Here is a 22293-nt window from a genome sequence, read left to right as displayed (position 1 = left end):
CAGACCTTTAGTTTTGGTATCTGTTTTTATGGTAAAATTTCTTTACAATATATATCAGCAAAGCGATGGCTGCCGCAATCAGGATGAATTGGCCTTCTATCGTCCAATTAACCATTTGGTAGGCGGTATAGGCTTCCATAAAGGTAGCTGGAATTTTTCCAATCAAACTCGCAGTGAAGTAAGATAGAAATGAGATTTTTCCGATGGCCGCAAAAAATGTAACGACGCCAGATGGAATAAAGGGCAAAAGGCGGAGAGTCAGCACAGTGTAAAAAGCTTGTTTTCCTTCTAGCTCAAGAAGCCGCTCTGCTTTAGGGTACCGGGTTGCCTTTTGGTTGATGAATCGGCGGAACCCTCTTCGATAAAGCACAAATGCCGCGGCGGCACCGAGTATTTCACCAATGAAAGACAGAAACAGGCCAGGCCAAAAGCCAAACACCACTAAGTTGACTGTGGTCAAAAATGCACTGGGTATCACGCCGGCAATGCTAATTCCTATATTAAGCAACACACTGAATAGTGCCGCGATCCAAAGCGGGACAGATAATAAAGCATCTAATAATAATTCCATTTTATAAACTCCTAATCTTTCATTGCTATTGCAGCGCATTTAATATCCATATTATATTCATCCACAGTAAATGAAAAGAGGGAAGAGCGTTTGGACACAATTACGCACACGCTATTCGGCATTGGTCTTTACAAAGCTATTAATAAAGAAAATATGAATGAATCTGAAAAACGGGCGCTGCTAGTTACAGCCATTGCAGGAAGCCAGATCCCCGATATTGATGTGATTTCTAAATGGTGGGATACGAATGGGCAGTACCAAATGTGGCATCGAGGCATTACTCACTCCATTGCTCTCGTTCCGGTATGGGCTTTCTTATTGACCATCTTAAACTATATAATATTCCGAGTGAAAAGCACTCATTTGTTTTTAATAGCGGCACTCGCCGTTTTCATTCATGATACAAGCGATGTTTTTAACGCATGGGGAACTGGTTATTTAGAGCCGTTTTCGAATGCCAGGCTGACTTTGGGGACCATATCCATTATTGATTTTGTCATTTGGTTTATTTTTTTAGCTGTGTTTCTTCTATCTAAAAGGCGCAAGCTGCAAAAAGAGTATCAGCTCTATCGAATAGGCTGGGTGGTCATTGTTCTACATGTGATTGTTCAGTCTGTGCAAGGCTATGTTTTATACGAGCAGCATAAACATGACTATGATCAGCTGGCTCTGTCAGCGGATTTTATCCCATGGCATTATACCATTATTGGAAAAAAGGATGGAACAGTGGAGATTATTTCTGATTCACTTGTGACAGAGAAGCAGCTTAAGGAAAGACTCTATTCAAATGAAGAAGCCGATCTTAGCGAGCTATTTGCAAGAAACCCAAAAGCAAAAACTCTGGTGGAATGGTCACCATTTGTTGTCATTGAACAAACGGACGAAAGAATCGGAGTGTACGATCCAAGATTTTACCGAAATGGCCAATCGTTTTTATTTGAATATATGGAAAGAAATCAGCCATGATCGCTTTGTAAAGAAAATTTACATTATTTAAAAAGATCTGCATGCATTCGCAGCAAGAGGAACTTCGACTTGAAGTTTCTCTTTTTCATGCCATAATCCTTTAACTATCAGTGATTCAGAGTCTGTAAGCGTTTTAAGAAAAAATTACCTCAGCCGTATTTCTGGCATACATCTTTATAATCTGCTATAATGACTCTTGTTTCAAATTTCCTTTACATGATCTTAATAATTTTAGAATAGGGTGATGAAGTTTACTATGAATCTATTAAAAAATAAGATGGGAAAGATGACTTCAGTCAACCTTTCTTTTTTCTTTATAGTCGTTTTGCTGTTTTGGATCAAAACGTATGCTGCTTATCAAATAGAATTTAATCTTGGTATTCAAAATGCATTCCAGCACTTCCTATTATTTATTAATCCATTGAGTTCAGCACTATTATTCTTCTCGCTGGCTTTATTTTGGAAAGGAAGAGCGCGAAATATCGCCTTTGTGCTAATTAATGTGTTGCTATCCTTTGTACTGTATGCAAATATTGCTTACTACCGATTCTTTAACGATTTTATTACGGTACCTGTTTTGATGCAGGCAAAATCGAATGCGGGAATTGGCAGCAGTGCCATGGAACTGATCTCAATTTTTGACCTGTTCTACTTCGTGGATACATTCATCATTATTGGTTTAATAGTGATGAAGAAAGCGGGACTTCAAGAGAAGCTGCGTATTCGCACGGTGATGTCTGTCATGACTTCTGCAGTCCTTATTTTCTTGTTAAACCTGGGACTGGCTAATATTGACCGTCCAGAGCTTTTGACAAGAAGCTTTGACCGCAATTACTTAGTGAAGTATTTAGGTGTGAATAACTTTACTATTTACGATTTAGTTCAAAACTCAAAAACAACGGCCAAGAGAGCAATGGCGGACTCAAGTGAAATCTCCGAAGTGGAGAATTATGTCAAGTCCAATAATCCTAAACCGAACCCTGAAATGTTTGGAAAAGCGAAGGACATGAATGTGATCTATGTATCGATGGAATCACTGCAGACGTTCGCGATTGATAAAAAAGTGAATGGAAAAGAAGTAACGCCATTCTTAAATTCATTAGTGAAAGATGAAGGTGCGTTCTATTTTGATAACTTCTTCCATCAAACTGGACAAGGCAAGACGTCCGATGCTGAATTTATGATGGAAAATTCATTGTTTGGTCTGCCGCAAGGGGCTGTCTATATGACACATGCGGAAAATACCTATCAATCTGCTCCAGCCATGCTGAAAGATGAAGGATACACATCAGCTGTTTTCCATGGCAACTACAAGACATTCTGGAACCGTTCTGAAATGTATCGTTCGTTTGGATACGATAAGTTTTATGATGCGACGTACTATGATATGGAAAAGCAAGACCACTTAGTGTCTTATGGATTAAAAGACAAACCATTCTTTAAAGAATCCATGCCATATTTAACAAGCTTGAAGCAGCCGTTTTACTCGAAGTTCCTTACACTTTCTAACCACTTCCCGTTTGACAGACACGAAAAAGATACTGATTTCCAAAAGGGAACGACGGGAGATAAAGTGGTAGATAATTACTTCCAAACGGCTCATTATATGGACCAGTCACTTGAACAATTTTTCAACGACTTGAAAAAATCAGGATTATATGACAATACGGTGATTGTGATGTATGGTGACCATTATGGAATTTCTGAAAACCATAATGAAGCGATGGGGAAAGTGCTTGGCGAAGAAGTGACGGATAACAAACATGCACAGCTTCAAAGAGTACCTTTATATATCCGCGTGCCTGGCGTGAAAGGTGAAGTAAACCACACGTACAGCAGTCAAGTGGATGTCATGCCGACCGTTATGCATTTGCTCGGACAAGACACAAAAGATTATATTCATTTTGGACAAGACTTGTTCGCGAAAGACCGTGATGAAATTGTTCCTTTCCGTAATGGAGATGTGATTTCAAAAGAATTTTCTCATGTGAAAGGCGTTTGCTATGACAATGTAACAGGTGAGCCTGTTCAAGAGGCAGAAAGAAAGCAAGCTTGTCAACAAGTGAGCGATGAAGGCACAAAACGCTTAGAGCTTTCTGACAAAGTCGTCTATGAAGACTTGCTGCGTTTCTATCAGCCAAAAGATTTTAAAAAGATTGACCGAAACGATTATCAATATGTGAATCCAAATCCTAAGAATTCTCCAAACCCTGAACAGCAGGGAGCGGAGCATTAATTCAAACCAAGCTGCTAAATTGGCAGCTTGGTTTTTTCGTTCGTTTAATAAACAAAATGAGGCTAAAAAATAGTTTTCCAAGCAGAATTTAGGGAACACTTACTTATGTGAAGAAAAGAGAAAGGTGGATGATGAAAGATGTTTCATTACACAAAACCGGTAACTGCTTCTGTTGAAGAAGCCATCACTGCACTCGAAGAATCCCTAAAATCCGAAAAATTCGGTGTCCTCTGGCAGTTCGATATTAAAGATAAGCTGCAGGAAAAGGGACTTGAGTTTGACAAAAAGTTCGTTGTATTAGAAGTGTGCAATCCTGGCGAAGCTAAAAAAGTGCTCGAAGAAGAAAGCTTAGCTTCTTATTTTCTCCCTTGCAAAGTGGTTGTGTATGAAGAAGATGGACAAACAAAAATCGGCATGCCGAAACCAACCTATTTAATTGAGATGCTAGAAAATGAACAGCTAAAAGGGCTAGCAGCTGACATTGAAAATCGTTTGATCGGCTGTATCGACCAAGTGAAATAATAAATGCAAGCGGAAGGGAATATAGCCTTCCGCTTGTTATTGTTAGACGATTTATTCTAGTCAGTATTATAATAGTAATTGTGAAAGCCTTACATAGAAAATTTGATTTTTAGGGGGAACAGTTATGAGTAGACGAAAAAAATGGATGACAGGCATCGCTTCTCTAGCAGCAGCAGTCTCCATTTCTGCATGTTCAAATGAAGAAGAAATGAAGGAAGAGCCGAAAGAAGAACCACAGATGCAAGAGGAAGTGAAAGAAGAACCTGCTGATCAAGGGGAACACGCTGGTCATGAAGGAATGGATCATTCAGGGTCAGGTGAAATTCCTGAAGGATTAATGGAAGCAGAGGCACCGACATACGAAGTAGGCAGTCAAGCTATGATCAATGCAGATCATATGCCGGGAATGAACGGGGCAGAAGCCACTATTTCAGGAGCATTTGACACGACTGTTTATACGGTTTCCTATACACCTGCAACAGTCGGCGAAAAAGTCACCGACCATAAATGGGTGATCCATGAAGAGTTGAAAGATGCCGGTGATGAGCCGCTGAATCCAGGAGATAAATCAACACTAGAAGCCGATCATATGGAAGGCATGAAGGATGCCGAAGCAACAATTGACTCGGCTGAAGAAACAACTGTCTATATGGTTGATTACACACCGACAACAGGCGGCGAGAAAGTGACGAATCATAAGTGGGTAACAGAGAGTGAATTGGCTCCTGTAAAATAATTGACTGAAGCAAAAGAGGATCTAAATATAGATTCTCTTTTGCTGTGTTTAGAACTATCAGTTCAATGATTTTTAATAATTCTGAGTTTACAGATAACATTAAATCGTTTATAGTTATAAAACCAACTAATTTTATAAGGATAGGTGATTTGTAATGATCAGTACGGAAAAATTAGTAAAAGTTTCAACAGGCGGTTTATGGGAAGGTGGAGTTAAAACAGGGATTAGCATCCGAAACTTTGAGAAATTGATTATGGATGAACCTGCAGCATTAGGTGGAGAAGATCATGGTCCTAACCCAATGGAGTATGTGCTGGCAGCTTTAAGCGGCTGTACATCGGTGGTCATTGCACTAGTGGGAAAAGAAATGGATTTTAGTTACACAGGAGTTGAATTCAAAAATTCCGGTGTCATCGACCTGCGTGGATTAGAAGGCCAGAAAGATGTATCTCCTCATTTTAAAAGTGTCCGATTTGAAGTGATTTTAACAACAAATGAAACTGAAGCTAGAATCAATGAATTGAAAGCCGAAGTTGAACGCAGATGCCCAGTCTTTAATTTGATTCAAGATGCGGGAGTAGAGATTAAGGCGAGCTGGAAAACAAAATAAGTCAGTGGAAAATACTGTTGATTAGCCTCAACAGTATTTTTTATGTGAAAATTAAATTCTAAAAAAGTATATTGTGCAAAATTCAAATAAATAAGCAGCGAAAAATAAAAAATCAAAAAAATAGTATAGTAAATTAGTCATGTGCTGTAAAATAATAGGAAGTGAAAAATAGATAGGCAGAATAGTCGTTAGGGGGACTTTATGGAAGCAACATTTACAAATTATAAACAAGATTTAATTTTTACAAGCAAAAGAGGCTATACCATTTTACTAGCCGGAGGCATTTATCATTTCATTCTTGGAATTTTATCTTTCTTGCTTCCGGTAGAAATAATTCACTTCATTTGGGTAGTAGGGATGGGTTCTATTTTTCCGCTGGGCGTGCTTCTGGGAAAGTTCGCAGGGATTAATTATTTTCAGAAAGGCAATCCTCTCGCCACATTAGGCGGACTTGCAGCAGGCATGCAATCGTTTTATATCCCAGTATTTATTGTCATTTATCAAATTAGTCCCAATTGGCTGCCATTCACCATTGGTCTCCTCGGGGGATCGCACTTTATTGTTTATTATTGGCTCTACAACAGCAAGTCTTACCTTTTCTTAACATTGGCTATGACGAGTTCCTCATTAATTATTGGAAGTGTCTTTCAAGCCTACGTATTTCAATTGCTCCCGTTTGTCATCGCCACTATTTTCTTCATTACTGTGTTAGGGGTTTTGAAAGAAAATAAGTCAATCATACAATAAGGAAAAGTATAAAGGTGGAGTGATGATTAGTGGAGATTTTCAATATATTTAAAATCCTGCATATCGCCGCAGGATTTTTAGCCTTGATTGTCTTTTGGATTCCGATCGTGACTAAAAAAGGGGGAAAAGTACACAATCTTGTGGGTTGGATCTACGTATATGCAATGGGAATAGTGGCTGTATCTTCCTTTTATATGGGGGCTTTTAGAATTTTCTTTGATGAACAGGCGGATCTTGAAAGGGTATCGTTCTCGTGGTTTTTAATCTTTATTTCCATATTAAGCGGTGCATCTGCCTGGTACGGGATTCGTGTGCTGCGGTTTAAAAAACGAAAAGAACCTCATCGCCAGGTGTTAGACCTGTTTGTCAGTTTACTATTACTATGTTCCGGTATTGGAATAGGAATCTATGGCGTGTCGATTGATTCCCCACTCATCACGTATTTTCCTCTGCTCGGTCTATTTTTAGGCGGGACTCAATTAAATTACTGGCTGAGAAAACCGAATAGGAAGATGCATTGGTATTTTGAACACTTCGGGGGCATGATTGCGTGCTGTATTTCAACAGTTACGGCCTTTACCGTCTTCGGAGCGCCTAGATTATTGAACATTTCATCCAGTAATTTATTATTATGGCTGCTGCCGACATTTGTGCTCGTACCGGTGATTATTGGGTTTTCAGTGTATTATCAGCGGAAGTTTAATGGGAAGAAGGGGTCTTCGATTCAAGCTTGAGAAAATGCATGGACATTGTATGGTGTCTGTGCTTTTTTATGTCCAATAACCCCCTAAATACGGGTCTATTTCTATCGGTATTTCATTGCACTTATAAAACTCCCAAGAACTAGAATATTTTTGTTGAAAGAACGAACTCTTTTCTATAAAATTTAGAAAAGACGAAAAATTATATTTTAATAAAATATTAGGTTGTCAAACTCTATTCTTCCATATATAATGTCTACTATGGAAAAACAAATGTACACGATATAAATACACAGAGGTGAGGAAGAATGACAGACAACGTAAATGTAGGATTATTAGGTTTAGGTACAGTAGGCACAGGAGTAGTAAAGTTAATACAAGATCACCAGGAGCAGCTTGTTCATCAAGTCGGATGTCCGGTATCGATTAAAAAAGTGCTTGTTAAAAACATTGATAAATCCCGTGATGTGGAATTAAGCAGCGATTTCCTCACTACTGATCCATATGATGTCGTAAACGATCCGGATATTGATGTGATTGTGGAAGTCATGGGCGGAATTGAAGATACACGCCAATACATAATTGATGCACTCAATGCGAAGAAACATGTCGTAACAGCGAATAAAGACTTAATTGCTTTATATGGCTCTGAATTGCAAAAGGTAGCCGCTGAAAACAATGCTGATTTATTTTATGAAGCAAGTGTAGCTGGTGGTATTCCAATCATCAGAGGACTAGCAGACGGTTTATCATCTGATAAGATCCAAAAAATGATGGGAATTGTGAATGGTACAACGAACTACATTTTAACGAAGATGAATAAAGACGGCTTGTCTTATGAGAAAGCTCTAAGTGACGCGCAAGACTTAGGATTCGCTGAAGCTGATCCAACGTCTGATGTAGAAGGACTGGATGCGGCGCGCAAAATGGCAATCCTAGCCCGTTTAGCTTTCTCCATGGATATTGAGCTTGACGATGTTAGTGTCAGCGGTATATCAAATGTATCGAAAAATGATTTGAAATATGGCAGCATGCTTGGATATACAATGAAGCTGATTGGTTATGCGGATCAAGATGATTCTCGTGCAGAAGTCAGCGTACAGCCGACGTTCTTATCCAATGATCACCCATTAGCAGCTGTAAATGACGAATATAATGCTGTGTATGTATACGGAGAAGCGGTAGGCGAAACGATGTTCTACGGACCAGGTGCAGGAAGCTTGCCGACAGCCACTTCAATTGTCAGTGATTTAGTCGCGGTTGTGAAAAATATGCGTCTTGGCGTGAACGGAAGAAGCGCGCTTGCTCCACAATTTGAAAAGCAACTGAAAACATCGAATGAGCGTTTTGCCAAATACTTTATTCGCCTTCATGTGCGTGATGAAGTCGGCGCGTTCTCTGAGTTAACGAAACTGTTTGCTCAGCATTCCATCAGCTTTGAAAAGATTCTTCAATTACCGTTAGAAGAAGAAGGCGTAGCGGAAATCGTGATTGTTACTCACAAGGCATCTTTAGAAAACTATGAAAATGTCTTAGAACAAATGAAAGATCTATCAGTAGTTAAATCGGTAGAAAGCTTCTACCGTGCAGAAGGAGACGGAGCCAAATGAAATGGGAAGGCCTAATTAAACAATATAAAGAATTCTTGCCTGTAACTGAAGAAACACCAGAACTGTCATTAATGGAAGGAAACACACCATTAATTCCACTTGAGAATATTTCTAAAAAATTGGGCGTTCAAATTTATGTAAAAACAGAAGGAACGAATCCTACAGGTTCTTTTAAAGACCGCGGCATGGTGATGGCGGTGGCTAAAGCCAAGGAAGCTGGAAGCAATACTGTGATCTGTGCGTCAACGGGCAATACGTCTGCGGCAGCAGCGGCTTATGCTGCACGTGCAGGCATGCGCGCAATCATTGTTATTCCTGAAGGGAAAATCGCGATGGGCAAACTGGCTCAGGCGATGATGTATGGAGCGGAGATCGTTTCTATTGAAGGTAACTTTGATGAAGCGTTGAAAATGGTTCGCCAAATCAGCGAGCATTCACCAATTACGCTTGTGAACTCTGTTAATCCTTATCGAATCGAAGGCCAAAAAACAGCGGCTTTTGAAATTTGCGATCAGTTAGGAAAAGCGCCGGATGTACTCGCGATTCCGGTTGGAAATGCAGGGAACATTACGGCCTACTGGAAAGGCTTCAAAGAATACAACGAGAAATTCCAAACAGGCCTTCCGAAAATGCACGGGTTCCAGGCAGAAGGTGCTGCAGCCATCGTAAAAAATATGGTGATCGAACAGCCAGAAACGATTGCAACAGCGATTCGGATCGGAAATCCAGCTAGCTGGGATAAAGCCGTTGCGGCACGTGATGAGTCTGGCGGTAAGATCGACTTAGTAACGGATGAAGAAATTCTAGAAGCATTTGAAATGATTACGAGAGAAGAAGGCATCTTCGCAGAACCTGCTTCTTGTGCATCTATTGCCGGAATCATTAAACACCGCAAGTCAGGAGAAATCCCTGAAGGCTCTACGATTGTTGCCGTGTTAACTGGAAATGGATTAAAAGATCCTCAAACAGCGATTGAGCGCATTGCTCAAAAACCTGTCGTTCTGCCAAACGATGAAAAAGCCGTATTCGATTATATTGAAGGGGTTGTTCGTGCATGAGTGCACCTGATGTGATCAAGGTGCCGGCTAGCACGGCAAATCTGGGGCCGGGGTTTGATTCCATCGGCCTCGCCTTTAATCTTTACTTAACGCTTGAAGTGGAACGTGCCGAGAAATGGTCGTTTGAACATACATCAGAGATCCTGCAAGGGCTGCCGACAGATGAAAGCCACTTGGTTTATCAAGTGGCGAAAAAAACAGCCGACCTTCACGGGGGAGATCTTCCTCCATTGAAGGTGCGCATGCATAGTGATATTCCTCTCGCTCGCGGTCTCGGAAGCAGTGCGGCAGCGATTGCGGCTGGCATTGAACTGGCGGATATTTATGCTAACCTCGGGCTTACGAATAAGGAAAAGCTTCAAATCGGCAATTCCTATGAAGGGCACCCTGATAATATTGGGGCGTCTATTTACGGAGGCATGGTCGTTGGCGTTTCGTTCGGAGAAACGGCTGAGATTGTTCATTTGCCTGCACCGGATATGGATCTAATTGTGACGGTTCCTCGTTATGAACTGAAAACAGAAGAGGCACGAAGCGCGCTTCCGGATTCTTACACAAGGCAGCAGGCTGTTGAAGCCAGTGCAGTATCTAATGTATTAATCGCAGCGCTTGCGACGGAGAATTATTCTTTAGCGGGCGAAATGATGGAACGTGATGTGTTTCATGAGCAGTACCGCGCTCATTTAATTAAAGAGTTTGAAGATGCGAGAGTCCTGGCAAAAGAAACGGGTGCTTTTGCGACCGTGATCAGCGGAGCGGGTCCCACGATCTTAACTTTTACGCCAAAAGGAAAAGCGCAGGTAATCGCTGAGTGTTTACAAGAACGTTTTGATGATTGCGATGTGCTGCAGCTCGAAATTGATTCAAACGGTGTCCAAAAAAAAATTAAAAATAAAAGCTTCGGTTAATGCCGGAGCTTTTTTCCTGTGGTCTGATCGTTCGTATGTTTTCAGCTATGCAGGCTGATACTAGACCAAAAAAGGTGTGAAGACTATGCCTTACGCAGAGGAACGAGGCAAGAAGATCTATTATGAGAAAACGGGAACGGGCCCGGTTGTGATCTTTATCCATCCCCCTGGAATGAGCGGGTATGTCTTTAAATACCAGCTGGAACTCCAAGAAGAAATGACCATTGTTCAAATGGATTTAAACGGCCACGGCAAAAGCAATTCATCCCTTGGCACAAGCTTAAATAGTTTTATTGAAGACATCGACATTGTGCAAAAACATCTAGGTGAGGAGAAGGTTTTCTTATTCGGCTATTCTTCGGGAGGAACAGTTGTGCAGCAATATGCTTTAACATATCCAGAGAGAGTGAGCGGTGTCTTATTATCCGGCGGCTTTCCCAAAGTGGGAACAACTGCGCTTAAATGGGAGCACCGAATAGGCATTCAGCTGGTGAAAGTGGCTCCTGCTGCACTGGCACGTCTGATCTCTTCTAGTCATTTTTCAAATGACGTGGAAAAGGATATCATGTATCAACAAATGATGAGAGCTGACCGACGAGTGTGGCAGAACTTTTACCAGCTTTCTTTGGCGTTTAACATCACGAATGACTTGAAAAGCTGGCAAACGCCGCTCATGTTAATCTATAGTGACCGGGCAAAGCAAATTAATCATCACAGCATTTATTATAAACAGATTCCGCAGTCAAGCATTCATTTTATTAATGAAGCCAATCATCAGCTGCCAACTAAATCTTACGAACAAATCAATCCTCTCATTGCATCATTCGTTCATAACTATGCCGGTCAATCGCTTGGTAGATAAAATCAATGATTGCAACCTGTCCTTCCTTATCGTATGGTAAAAATAACACAATTATTTTTGCGGTATATTTTTAGGAAAGGACGGAAATTCGTGAATGAAGTAAAAGATGAACGATTTAAAATTGCTAAACGTGAAGCGTGGATCGGTGTGGGTTTAGTGCTGATCAATTTCGTTTGGTGGTTTGGCTTTGCGTACGGGCTTGGCAGTGACCCTGTTGAAGAATACAGTTATGTATGGGGAATGCCTGCCTGGTTTTTTTACAGCTGCATTGTTGGTTTTGTTCTCATGGTGGGACTGGTTTATCTCGCTGTGAAAGTATTTTTTACTGAAGTGCCTTTTGAAGAGGAGGCAGATGACGAGTGAATCTTTCAGTTGTAGCGCCACTCCTTATATTTTTAGTTTTAATTTTTATGATTGGTCTGTATTCAAGTAAATTTGTGAAAAGTTCTAACGTGTTCGTGCAGGAATACTTCCTTGGCAGCCGTGAGCTCGGGGGCTTTATTCTTGCGATGACGATGGCTGCGACTTATGGGAGTGCATCAAGCTTTCTAAGCGGGCCTGGTGCGGCGTACCAATACGGGCTTGCCTGGGTTCTCTTGGCCATGAGCCAGGTGGCTACCGGATACTTCGTCCTGATGATTCTTGGGAAGAAATTTGCCATCATGGCTAGGAAATACAAAGCTGTCACTCTTGTTGATTTTCTCTATGCCCGCTATCAAAACCAATGGGTCGTCATACTCGCTGTATTGAGCATTATTATTTTCTTATTTTCTGCGATGACGGCACAGTGGATCGGCGGAGCTAGGCTCGTGGAGTCTATCACCGGATTATCCTATACGACGGCTTTGATCATTTTTGCGGTGTCTGTCATTTTTTATGTGCTGATCGGAGGGTTCCGTGCGGTAGCGATTACGGATATGGTGCAGGGACTGATCATGGTGACTGGTACGTTCATTTTGCTGTTCGCTGCTTTAAAAGCAGGAGGCGGTATGGAAAATATCATGACAAAGCTCGGAGAAGAAAATCCAAATCTTTTATCTCCTTACGGTCATGACAGAAGTTTAACGCCTTTATATATTTCTTCTTTCTGGATTCTTGTAGGTGTTGGAGTAGTTGGTTTGCCTCAAGTAGCGGTGAGAGCAATGAGCTATAAGGATTCGAAAGCGATGCACCGGGCTCTTATCATTGGGACGGTGGTTGTGGGAGTCATCATGCTTGGCATGCACTTGGTTGGAGTGATGGCGAGGGCGATTGTGCCAGGAATTGAAGTAGGAGATAAGGTGATGCCGACTCTTGCCATGACGATTATGCCGGATTGGCTGGCAGGAATTGTACTGGCGGCGCCAATGGCAGCGATTATGTCAACAGTAGATTCCTTGCTGCTCCTCGTATCTTCCGCGATTATTAAAGATGTGTACTTGCATTTTATCAATCCAAAAGCGCCGGAGCAGAAAATTCGCCAGATGAGTCTATGGATCACGGCGGTTATTGGTGCGGCTGTGTTTATCATTGCACTCAATCCGCCAAACTTAATTATTTGGCTCAATCTCTTTTCTTTCGGCGGCCTCGAAGCGGTATTTATTTGGCCGGTTGTTCTTGGTTTATATTGGAAACAAGCAAACGGAAGCGGGGCAATTGCTTCAATGGTCACAGGAATGCTTTCATATATTATTCTGCATTCCTATTACCCGAATGCGTTTGGCATGCATACCGTTGTGCTGCCAATCTTACTGTCTTTGATCGCTTTTATCATTGTTTCTAAACTTAATAGGAAAGAAAAAACGAGCTTAGGATAATTCCTTGCTCGTTTCTTTTCGTAATATCTGATCGCTCCAGCGAATGGCTTCATGATAGCAAGCAAAAAAGGCGTTGGGGTTAATGCCGACATGGACACAATTCGTCACCGCCTGCTGCCAGTTGCCTCGTTCGACCAGCTTTATAACATCAAGTGTTCGATAAAGGATGCTTTCAGAAGAGAGCAAGCCATTTTTGACTTCTGTATCAATGGGAAGTTCTGCTAGTATTTCTTCTAAAGGACGGGCGATTAATGCATGAATCATGGAAAACATGCCTGTCATAAAATAATGAGCGGACTGTTGCTTCTGATTGCACAGTTTAGCGATTTCCTCGAGCGTTCTTGCTCTGATTAATGATGTGCGAATGATTTCTTTTGTGCATTTTGGACCGGTGTCATTTAAAAGAATAAAAGAAATCCATTTTTTTAGCTCGTCTAATCCGATCATCATGACCGCTTGATGGATGGTTTTTATTTTGCCTCTTCGCTTATAGGCAACTTTATTCAGCAATTTCAGAAGCTGGTAGGATAATGAGAGATCCTTTTCTATGATACTTGAAATTTTATTCACATCTGCCTGGGTCACTGCCATTTCTTTTAAAATTAAAAAGTGGCTGTTGATTGTTTGCGGAATGGCATCGGCACTCATCGTTGAGGGTTTGGAAAAGAAAAATCCTTGAAAGAAATCGAATCCATCTTCCAGTGCTTCTTGGTGCTGTTCGCGTGTCTCTACTTTTTCTGCCAGCCATTTGATGGATGTACGGGTGATTCTCTGCTTCATCGCCTGCCGCTGACTGCGTGTTGTCAATAAAAAATCAACTTTAATAATATCTGTAAAGGGAAGCAAGGCTGCATTTTGATCATGGAGAATAAAATCATCCAGTGCGATTAAATACCCTTTTTCTTTTAATTTGCCGCAAGCATACAGCAGTTCCTCCGACGCCTCTATATCTTCTAATATCTCAATGACGACTTTTTCATTAGGGAGAAATGACGGCAGGTCCATTAGAAGCAGATTTTCTGTGAAATTAACAAATAATCTTTTTCCTTCTGCCATCCGGTCGATCCCAATATTTAAAAAACTATTATGTAAAACTTCTATGGTCGCGCGGTCTCCATCTATGTCATGAAAAGAAGTATGTCTAGCTGTAGAACGATGCAATAACTCGTAGGCCACTACTTTTTCTTGCCTGTCAAAAATAGGCTGCCTGGCTACGAAAACAGTCATACTTAACACCTCATGTGCTTTTTTCTTTATATTACCAAATAAGTAGGAGTAAAGGTACAAAAAAATAACGTATTTTGTTAATAGGAAACAAATTAAAGCGTATTTATTTTTGCATCTCAGCTTTGTTTTCATTATGTTTAATGGAATATGACCAGGAAAGGTAGAGTAGCATGAAAGAATCCATGATCATTATCGGAGGCGGAGTTGCGGGATTAACAGCAGCTGCCATGCTTGCAAATGATGGACATCAAGTAACCGTACTTGAACAATCAAGAGAATGGGGCGGATGTGCAGGCAAATTCTCTAGGAAAAAGTTTTTATTTCCGGTCGGGGCGACATTAGGGATGGGCTTTGAAGAGGGAGGCATTCACGAAAGAATTTTTAACCATTTACATATTCCGATGCAGGAATTGCCAGTTCAGAAGCTTGAGGAAGTAATGAACATCCATCTGCCTAATAAAACGATCACATTTCATCGAGATCGGAACGAGCATGTGGAATCCCTCGTTCGTGCGTTCCCTGAGCATAAGCAAAAAATCATGCGTTTCTACCAAAAACTCTATGAAATTGCAGCAAAAGTAAGAGCGTTAATGGTTGAATTGCCAGTGCTGCCGCCTCAAACAAGAAATGAGTGGCTAGGACTTTTGCATTCACTAAATGTCTCATCCCTCACCCTCTTGCCTTATTTCCCTAAAACGGTTGGGCATTTATTGAAGAAGTTTGATCTTCTGAATACGCCTTTTAAGCATTTTATAGATGGGCAGTTAATTGACAGCATGCAGGTGAAGAGTGAACAGTGCGCTTGTATTCTCGGCTGTCTGGCATTAGATATTTATCATGAAGGAGCTTTTTATGTGGAAGGCGGGTTATACCAAGTGGCCCACCGATTGGCAGATCATGCGAAAGGTAACGGCGGTGTTCTGATGCTCGGCAGAAAAGCAGAAAGAATGGTTCGTACGGGCAATAAATGGACGGTAACCGATCATCGCGGAAATGACTATCGAGCGGATCATGTCATCAGCAGCTTGCCTGTTCAAGTGCTTCCGGATCTCTTATCCGAAACAGACTTACGTTCTCTAGGCTATACGCTCCGGAAAAAAACAGCCGAAGAAACCTGGCGAACGATGACGCTTTACCTAACGTTAAAAGAAACGGATACCATTATGAATATGCCGCTTTTTCAGCAGATTTGCACATCAGAATCCGGAGAGATGTCAGAGGGGAATCATATATTTATGAGTTTATCTAATGGAACTGACCGTGTCCGGGCACCTGAGGGATATCGAACGATGACGGTATCGACTCATATTGATCTATCCTATTGGAAAGCAAAAGAGGAATATGATAAGCGAAAAATATTCATGCAAGAAAAAATGATAGCGGCCATTCTGTCAGTCTACCCTGATTTCAAGGAAGCCGTCGAACAAGTCGAATGTGGGGCGCCGAAAGCATGGGAGAGGTATACCGGAAGACCTGGCGGGATGGTGGGGGGATTTGGCCAATCAAGAAACAACAGTTTATTCTTCAGCCTTTCCCACCGCACGAAACTGCCGAACTTTTGGCTGTGCGGAGATTCGATCTTTCCGGGTGCTGGCACCATTGGCGTGTCTGTCGGAGCCTATCATGTGTATTCATCCATTACCGGCAAAAAACTGTCACAATAAAAACGATAGATTTCTTGAAATTTCCTTTCTTTTCTACTACTCTTAAATTCAGACATCGAAAGAGGGGGCTGAACTTATGAAAATGAGAGTATCTGCCATTCAATATCATTTACACACGATTCAATCATTTGAAGAATTCGCCGCACAGTGCGAGCATTATATAAAAGCAGCAAAAGAATTTGACGCGGAGTTTATTTTATTTCCGGAGTTTTTCACAACGCAGCTCATGTCGATCGGAGATGAAAACGGGAAGGCGCTAACGATTACAGATCTTCCGAATTTTACTGATCAATACCAGCAGTTATTTAAAAGTCTGGCGAAAACCTACGATGCTCATATCATTGCAGGTACCCACGTAGTAAATAAAGGAGATCGCATTCAAAATGTGGCCCACCTGTTTTATCCGGATGGCCGCATGGAGCAGCAGGCGAAGCTTCATATTACCCCGGCGGAAGTGGAAGGCTGGAATATGGAGCAAGGAGAGAAGTTTCAGATTTTTGATACAGAAAAAGGGAAAATCGCGATTCTCACCTGCTATGATATTGAGTTCCCTGAAATTGTCCGGATGGCAAAAGCGCAGGGAGCGGATGTCATTTTCTGTCCAACTTGCACAGATGACCGTCACGGCTTTCACCGGATCAGATATACTAGTCATGCGCGCGCGGTAGAAAACCAAGTGTATGTAGTAGTGACGGGAACTGTGGGCTCACTGCCCACTGTGGATTTAATGCGGGTAAACTTTGGCCAAGCGGCCATTATTACGCCAAATGATGTGCCATTTCCGCCTGCGGGCATTTTAGCAGAAGGCATGATTAACGATGACATGATCATTACGGCGGATTTAGATTTGGAGCTTTTATATAAAGTGCGTGAAAAAGGGTCCGTCACGACATGGCGCGATCGCCGCACGGATCTTTATCCCGATTGGAAGTGAGCACTTTCTAAGGAGTGATTAAATGTACTTAAGTGAATGTTATTGTTTTGATGGTGACAAGCCTTTAAAGACTGTAATTAGAAACTATACGAAAGCTGACATCCACGATTTAATCGACATCCAAAGAGAATGCTTTCCGCCTCCATTTCCTGAGGAGCTGTGGTGGAACGAAGAGCAGCTTCTTAATCATGTGACGATCTTCCCGGAAGGGGCTTTTTGTGTGGAAGTAGAAGGAAAGATCGTTGGCTCGATGACAGGCCTTCTTGTGAACTATTCACCAGGAGATACTCATACGTGGGAAGAAATCACAGATAATGGTTATATAAAGAATCATGATCCCAAAGGAAACACATTATATATAGTGGACATCAGTGTTCGGCCAGGCAGCCGAAAATTAGGGCTGGCCCAAAAGATGATGCAGGCCATGTATCAAACGGTGATTTACAAAAAACTGGACCGTCTGCTTGGCGGAGGCAGGATGCCGAGGTATCATCAATATGCCGATCACTTAACGGCTGAAGAATATGTCAATCAAGTAATAACAGGGACGATTCAAGACCCTGTCCTTACTTTTTTGCTGCGAAGCGCACGTATGCCTGTTGGACTATTGAAAGATTACCTTGAAGATGAAGAATCCCATCATTATGCTCTTTTAATGGAATGGAGAAATCCATTTAAATAAGAAAATTGGCTCAAAAATAAATAGTTTGAAAAATGTGTTGACTTTCAAGTTGATATTCTTTAACATTGAAAACAACAAATTGAACGAATCATAAGTGTTGACGAAGAAGAGTAGCTTTCAGAAAAGCTTCAGAGAGCCGGTGGGTGGTGCGAACCGGTGCGGATCTTTAAGTGAATGGCCTTCCGAGCTTCCAAACCGAACCCCGATGAGGCAGTAGGCTTTGGCGATTGTCTTATCGTTATCTAAGACCTGTATTCAAGCTATGTGCTTCGATACAGACTAAGCGGATTGTGAAAACAATCAATAAAGGTGGCACCACGGGTCCTCGTCCTTTGCGATGAGGGTCTTTTTGTGTTTTTTAAATGAATATTTTAACTCAATGATCAAGAGTAGTAGCTTTGCCTGATGCGTAACAGAGAGCCGGAAATGGTGAGACCCGGTGCGATAAGGCTTCGTGAATGGACTTGTGAGAGGCAGCTTGAAATCATAGTAGGGCGCCCGGTTTCCCCCGTTACAGGGATAGAGCATCGGAGACAATCCTGTGCTTGAATAAGTGGAAGCGTAATGCTTCAACGTGAGGTGGCACCGCGGCTAAAACCGTCCTCCATAGTTGTGATTAATCACAGCTATGGAGGTTTTTTTATGCGAAAAATGATAAAGAGGTGGAGCAAAGTGGAAATGACAAAAACGATGAATTATAAAACGAAAGAGCTTGAAGGCGATATGTTAACACCGATCATGCTGTATCATCAGCTGACAGGAAAGAAAAGATTTTTACTTGAAAGCTCCTATAAACATGAACAAAGCGGACGTTACTCCTTTCTTGGGATGAATCCTGTTCAAGAGTTTCTCGCTAAAGGAAAGGAAATCGAGCATCGGAACCTTCAGACAGGCGAATCAGCTCAGACAGAAGGGCATAGCCTTGAAGCACTAAAAGCGATGATACCTCATGATTCATCCATGACCTTTCCATTCCCGTTTTTCGGCGGAGCTGTCGGCTATATGGGATATGATGTCATGTTTCTCGATGAAGTCATTGGTGAGCCGCTGACGGATGAACTCGGCATGCCGGATATTCACTTCATGTTTTATGATACGTTCATTGTCTATGATCACTTATTGCAGAAGGTAACGATTGCAGCGGTTGATTTATTTGAAAACAGAACGGACTCAGAAATGGAAGCGACGCTCGAAGAAATGGCCCAAATGATCAGCAGAGAGCAAAAAGCAAAAGCGCCTGAACCGCTGGAAGCTCTTACTTTCACAGGAAGTACAGATAAAGACAAATATAGTGAAATGGTTCTTAAGGCCAAAGACCATATTGTTCGCGGAGACATCTTTCAAGTCGTTTTGTCCCAGCGGTTAAAAGCGGAATTTAAAGGTGACCCATTTACATTGTACAGACGGCTTCGGACATCCAACCCATCTCCTTACATGTTTTATATCGACTTTGCTGACTATACCGTTCTTGGTGCGTCGCCTGAAAGCTTGATCACCGTCTCCGAGCAGCATGTAATGACAAATCCTATAGCCGGCACCCGTCCTCGAGGCAAGACGGAGGAGGAAGATGCGAATCTTGCGGCAGAACTGCTCGCAGATGAGAAGGAAATTGCGGAACATATGATGCTCGTTGACTTAAGCCGCAATGATATTGGCAAAGTGAGTGAGATTGGATCAGTGCATCTGACCAAGTATAAACAAATAGAAAAATATAAACATGTCATGCACATCGTATCTGAAGTAAGCGGTACGTTGAAAGAAGGCATTCATCCTATTGATGCGCTTGCCTCTTGCCTCCCGGCTGGAACTGTATCAGGCGCACCGAAAATACGGGCGATGCAAATTATAAACGAACTGGAATCAATGAAACGCGGCCTTTATTCAGGGGCAGTCGGCTATATAACAGCCAATGGAAATCTGGATTTTGCACTGGCGATCCGGACAATGATCGTAAAAGATGACGTGGCGTATGTTCAAGCCGGAGCCGGTGTCGTCTATGATTCAGTGCCGGAAAAAGAATATGAAGAAACAATGCATAAAGCCAAAGCGCTATTGGAGGTCAAATCATGATTCTATTAATTGATAACTACGATTCTTTTACGTATAACTTATATCAACAAATCGCCTCGCTCGGAAAAAACGTCCGAGTCGTGCGAAACGATGAACTGACTTTAGAAGAAATTGAATCACTTGAACCGGAAGCAATTGTTCTTTCACCAGGACCAGGAACACCAGAAGAAGCAGGGATATGTGTCGATGTCGTTAGAAGCTTCTATCATCGCATTCCGATACTAGGCATCTGTCTTGGTCATCAGGCGATCGCTGCAGCGTTTGGCACAAAGATCATTCAAGCCTCACAAATTAAACATGGGAAGATCTCATTAATCAAGCACGCTGGCAAAGGTATTTTTGCAGACTTTAACGGGGCCATTCCTGTGATGCGTTATCACTCGCTTGTGGTGGATCAAGATACATTGTCTCAAAAGCTTGAAGTGCTGGCTCATTCCGTTGATGACGAGGAAATTATGGCAATTCGCCACAAAGAGTACCCAGTGTATGGACTTCAATTTCACCCTGAATCGATTGGGACGAAAACAGGGACACCGATTGTGAAGCAATTTTTCCAGCAATATAAAAAGGAGAAAAATATGAAAACATATCTGCTGAAGCTATCTAATCACCAGCCCCTTGAAGAGCAGGAAATGGCCAGTGCCATAGAAGAAATCCTTCAAGAAGATGCAACGGATAGTGAAATTGCCGCCTTTTTAATGGCTTTAAAATCAAAAGGAGAAACCGTGGATGAAATTGCTTCACTTGTTGATGTACTTCGAAAAAATGCGTTAGGCTCGAAAAAAAATTTGACAGGCATCATGGATAACTGCGGAACGGGCGGAGATGGCTCCCAAAGCTTTAATATCAGCACGACAGCCGCCTTTGTGTTAGCGGGAGCCGGAGTCAAAGTCGCAAAGCATGGGAACCGAAGCGTTTCAAGCAAAACAGGAAGCGCCGATGTGCTTGAGCATCTCGGACTGTCGTTAAATTATTCAGAGGAAGAGACAGATCAGCTGCTAGAGGAGAACGGAATTGCTTTTTTGTTTGCCCCGCAGGTTCATCCGAAATTGAAACGGATCATGAAAGTGCGGCGGGATTTAAGGATTCCAACCATTTTTAACTTAATTGGCCCGTTAACCAATCCAGTTCAGCTAGAGACACAGCTGCTAGGCATCTATCGCCGCGATATGCTGGAGATGATGGCGAAGGTGCTTGACCGGTTGGGAAGAAAGCGGGCAGTAGTGGTCAACGGGGCAGGCTTTATGGATGAGGCATCGCTCGCAGGAGAAAATCACTTAATGCTCCTTGAAAACGGCAAAACGAAAAAAATCATTCTGACCCCGGAGGATGCAGGGATGCCTAGTTATGAATTAGAAGCCATTCGAGGCGGTGAGGCAAAGGAGAATGCGGAGATTCTGAAACGAATTCTTGAAGGGGAAAAGGGAGCGCCGCGTGACACGGTTCTTTTAAATGCTGGAATTGGCTTATTTGCCAATGGAAAAGCAAAGACGATTCCTGAGGGGATTCAGCTGGCAAAAGAAAGCATTGATTCCGGCGCCGCTTTATCAAAGCTTCACTATTTAATTGACCACTCTAAACTACAGCAGAAAGCAGTGATCTCGGTATGACAGAAACTATATTAGACAGAATATTGAAAAAGAAAGTGGAGGAAGTGGCACTGTTAAAAGAAAGCTTCCATGAACAGACAGATCTTTATGAGAGGCCATCAAGGTCTATGTATCAATCTTTTATGGAATCAAAGGAAATGAACATCATTTCCGAGTTTAAAAGAGCTTCTCCTTCAAAAGGGGATATAAATATCGGCTTAGATCCGAAAGAACAATCGAAGATGTACGAAAGAAGCGGTGCAGGCGCCATTTCTGTATTGACGGACGAAACGTTTTTTAAAGGCAGTATGGAAGATTTAGAGAACGTGAAACAAGTGGTAAATGTACCGGTGCTCTGCAAAGATTTTATCATCGATGAAATTCAAATGAAGCGAGCAAAACTTGCCGGTGCGGATGTCGTTTTACTGATTGCCGCTGCACTGGATCAGCCAGCGTTGACCCAGTTACATCAGGCGGCAAAATCTCTGAATCTCGAAGTACTTCTCGAAGTTCATAATGAGGAAGAAATGGAGCGGGCATTGAAACTAGAAGCCAATATTATTGGAATTAATAATCGTAATTTAAAAACGTTTGAAGTGGATCTAACATTAAGTGAGCGGCTGATTCAGACCTATAGCCGTCCGGATATCGTCTTTATTTCAGAAAGCGGCATTCGGACGAAAGAAGAGGTAGAAAGGGTAGCGAGAGCCGGTGCAAGAGGAATTCTTGTCGGGGAGACCTTTATGAAAAGCACGGACGTAGCTCACACCTTCAGTGAATTGAAAATTCGTTTATGAGGTGAAC

21 protein-coding genes and 2 other annotated features are annotated in these 22293 nt (G+C 42.0%); of the genes, 19 read left to right on the top strand and 2 right to left on the bottom strand.

Annotated elements, in window-relative coordinates; all coding sequences use genetic code 11:
* Positions 1–7: 7 nt before the first annotated feature.
* Positions 8–571, bottom strand: coding sequence for a TVP38/TMEM64 family protein (locus tag JOC78_RS03470; RefSeq protein ID WP_204553041.1), 564 nt, complete (start codon positions 569–571; stop codon positions 8–10).
* Positions 572–661: 90 nt separating this feature from the next.
* Here JOC78_RS03470 and JOC78_RS03465 point away from each other — a divergent pair, with 90 nt between their 5' ends.
* The 13 genes from JOC78_RS03465 to panF all read left to right on the top strand — a co-directional run bounded on the left by JOC78_RS03465 (position 662) and on the right by panF (position 13323).
* Entirely contained in the window at positions 662–1537 is an 876-nt protein-coding gene (locus JOC78_RS03465; protein WP_204553039.1) for a metal-dependent hydrolase, read from the top strand.
* A gap of 256 nt (positions 1538–1793) precedes the next feature.
* Positions 1794–3773: a lipoteichoic acid synthase gene (gene ltaS, locus JOC78_RS03460; RefSeq protein WP_420829893.1), complete on the top strand. Its 1980-nt coding sequence runs from the start codon at positions 1794–1796 to the stop codon at positions 3771–3773.
* A 138-nt stretch (positions 3774–3911) separates the two neighbouring features.
* A complete protein-coding gene (locus JOC78_RS03455) occupies positions 3912–4295 on the top strand; it encodes a DUF302 domain-containing protein (protein WP_204553037.1) in 384 nt (127 codons plus the stop codon).
* Positions 4296–4419: 124 nt separating this feature from the next.
* Positions 4420–5031, top strand: a complete 612-nt coding sequence (locus tag JOC78_RS03450; protein WP_239586978.1) for a YdhK family protein — start codon at positions 4420–4422, stop codon at positions 5029–5031.
* 154 nt (positions 5032–5185) lie between these two features.
* Positions 5186–5641 carry an OsmC family protein gene (locus JOC78_RS03445; protein WP_204553034.1) on the top strand — a complete coding sequence of 152 codons (456 nt, stop codon included), beginning with the start codon at positions 5186–5188 and terminating at the stop codon, positions 5639–5641.
* Between the two features lie 201 nt (positions 5642–5842).
* A complete protein-coding gene (locus JOC78_RS03440; RefSeq protein ID WP_204553032.1) occupies positions 5843–6388 on the top strand; it encodes a DUF7010 family protein in 546 nt (181 codons plus the stop codon).
* A gap of 29 nt (positions 6389–6417) precedes the next feature.
* Positions 6418–7122 (top strand): DUF2306 domain-containing protein, encoded by a 705-nt coding sequence (locus JOC78_RS03435; protein ID WP_204553030.1) that lies wholly within the window; start codon positions 6418–6420, stop codon positions 7120–7122.
* A gap of 275 nt (positions 7123–7397) precedes the next feature.
* Complete coding sequence (locus JOC78_RS03430) at positions 7398–8699, top strand: homoserine dehydrogenase (protein WP_204553028.1); 1302 nt, start codon at positions 7398–7400, stop codon at positions 8697–8699.
* A complete protein-coding gene (thrC, locus tag JOC78_RS03425) occupies positions 8696–9757 on the top strand; it encodes a threonine synthase (RefSeq protein ID WP_204553026.1) in 1062 nt (353 codons plus the stop codon). The genes JOC78_RS03430 and thrC overlap by 4 nt, the downstream gene beginning before the upstream one ends.
* Complete coding sequence (gene thrB / locus JOC78_RS03420) at positions 9754–10665, top strand: homoserine kinase (RefSeq protein WP_204553024.1); 912 nt, start codon at positions 9754–9756, stop codon at positions 10663–10665. The genes thrC and thrB overlap by 4 nt, the downstream gene beginning before the upstream one ends.
* 85 nt (positions 10666–10750) lie before the next feature.
* Positions 10751–11527 (top strand): alpha/beta fold hydrolase, encoded by a 777-nt coding sequence (locus JOC78_RS03415; protein WP_204553022.1) that lies wholly within the window; start codon positions 10751–10753, stop codon positions 11525–11527.
* Positions 11528–11617: 90 nt separating this feature from the next.
* A complete protein-coding gene (locus JOC78_RS03410) occupies positions 11618–11890 on the top strand; it encodes a YhdT family protein (protein ID WP_338023164.1) in 273 nt (90 codons plus the stop codon).
* A complete protein-coding gene (panF, locus tag JOC78_RS03405) occupies positions 11887–13323 on the top strand; it encodes a sodium/pantothenate symporter (RefSeq protein WP_204553018.1) in 1437 nt (478 codons plus the stop codon). Before JOC78_RS03410 ends, panF begins: the two co-directional genes overlap by 4 nt.
* Here panF and JOC78_RS03400 read toward each other — a convergent pair.
* A complete protein-coding gene (locus JOC78_RS03400; protein WP_204553016.1) occupies positions 13315–14550 on the bottom strand; it encodes an EAL and HDOD domain-containing protein in 1236 nt (411 codons plus the stop codon). The genes panF and JOC78_RS03400 overlap by 9 nt on opposite strands.
* A 170-nt stretch (positions 14551–14720) precedes the next feature.
* Between JOC78_RS03400 and JOC78_RS03395 the strand changes: the two genes are divergently transcribed.
* From JOC78_RS03395 to trpC, 6 genes are all read left to right on the top strand, one after another.
* Positions 14721–16214, top strand: a complete 1494-nt coding sequence (locus JOC78_RS03395) for a phytoene desaturase family protein (RefSeq protein ID WP_204553014.1) — start codon at positions 14721–14723, stop codon at positions 16212–16214.
* 76 nt (positions 16215–16290) lie between these two features.
* Positions 16291–17148, top strand: coding sequence for a carbon-nitrogen hydrolase family protein (locus JOC78_RS03390; protein WP_204553012.1), 858 nt, complete (start codon positions 16291–16293; stop codon positions 17146–17148).
* 22 nt (positions 17149–17170) lie between these two features.
* The gene (locus JOC78_RS03385; protein ID WP_204553010.1) at positions 17171–17830 is read left to right on the top strand and encodes a GNAT family N-acetyltransferase; all 660 of its coding nucleotides are present in this window, start codon (positions 17171–17173) and stop codon (positions 17828–17830) included.
* Between the two features lie 88 nt (positions 17831–17918).
* Positions 17919–18166, top strand: a binding site (T-box leader).
* A gap of 34 nt (positions 18167–18200) precedes the next feature.
* Positions 18201–18438 (top strand) — a binding site (T-box leader).
* A gap of 43 nt (positions 18439–18481) precedes the next feature.
* Positions 18482–19900, top strand: a complete 1419-nt coding sequence (gene trpE, locus JOC78_RS03380) for an anthranilate synthase component I (protein WP_239586993.1) — start codon at positions 18482–18484, stop codon at positions 19898–19900.
* Complete coding sequence (locus tag JOC78_RS03375) at positions 19897–21510, top strand: bifunctional anthranilate synthase component II/anthranilate phosphoribosyltransferase (protein ID WP_204553008.1); 1614 nt, start codon at positions 19897–19899, stop codon at positions 21508–21510. The genes trpE and JOC78_RS03375 overlap by 4 nt, the downstream gene beginning before the upstream one ends.
* Positions 21507–22286 carry an indole-3-glycerol phosphate synthase TrpC gene (gene trpC, locus JOC78_RS03370; protein WP_204553006.1) on the top strand — a complete coding sequence of 260 codons (780 nt, stop codon included), beginning with the start codon at positions 21507–21509 and terminating at the stop codon, positions 22284–22286. The genes JOC78_RS03375 and trpC overlap by 4 nt, the downstream gene beginning before the upstream one ends.
* The last annotated feature ends 7 nt before the right edge of the window (positions 22287–22293 follow it).

Source organism: Bacillus ectoiniformans, assembly GCF_016908875.1.
GTDB lineage: Bacteria > Bacillota > Bacilli > Bacillales > Domibacillaceae > Bacillus_BX > Bacillus_BX ectoiniformans.
The sequence above is the reverse complement of the archived record's forward strand: the minus strand, read 5'-3'. Positions and strand labels throughout refer to the sequence as shown.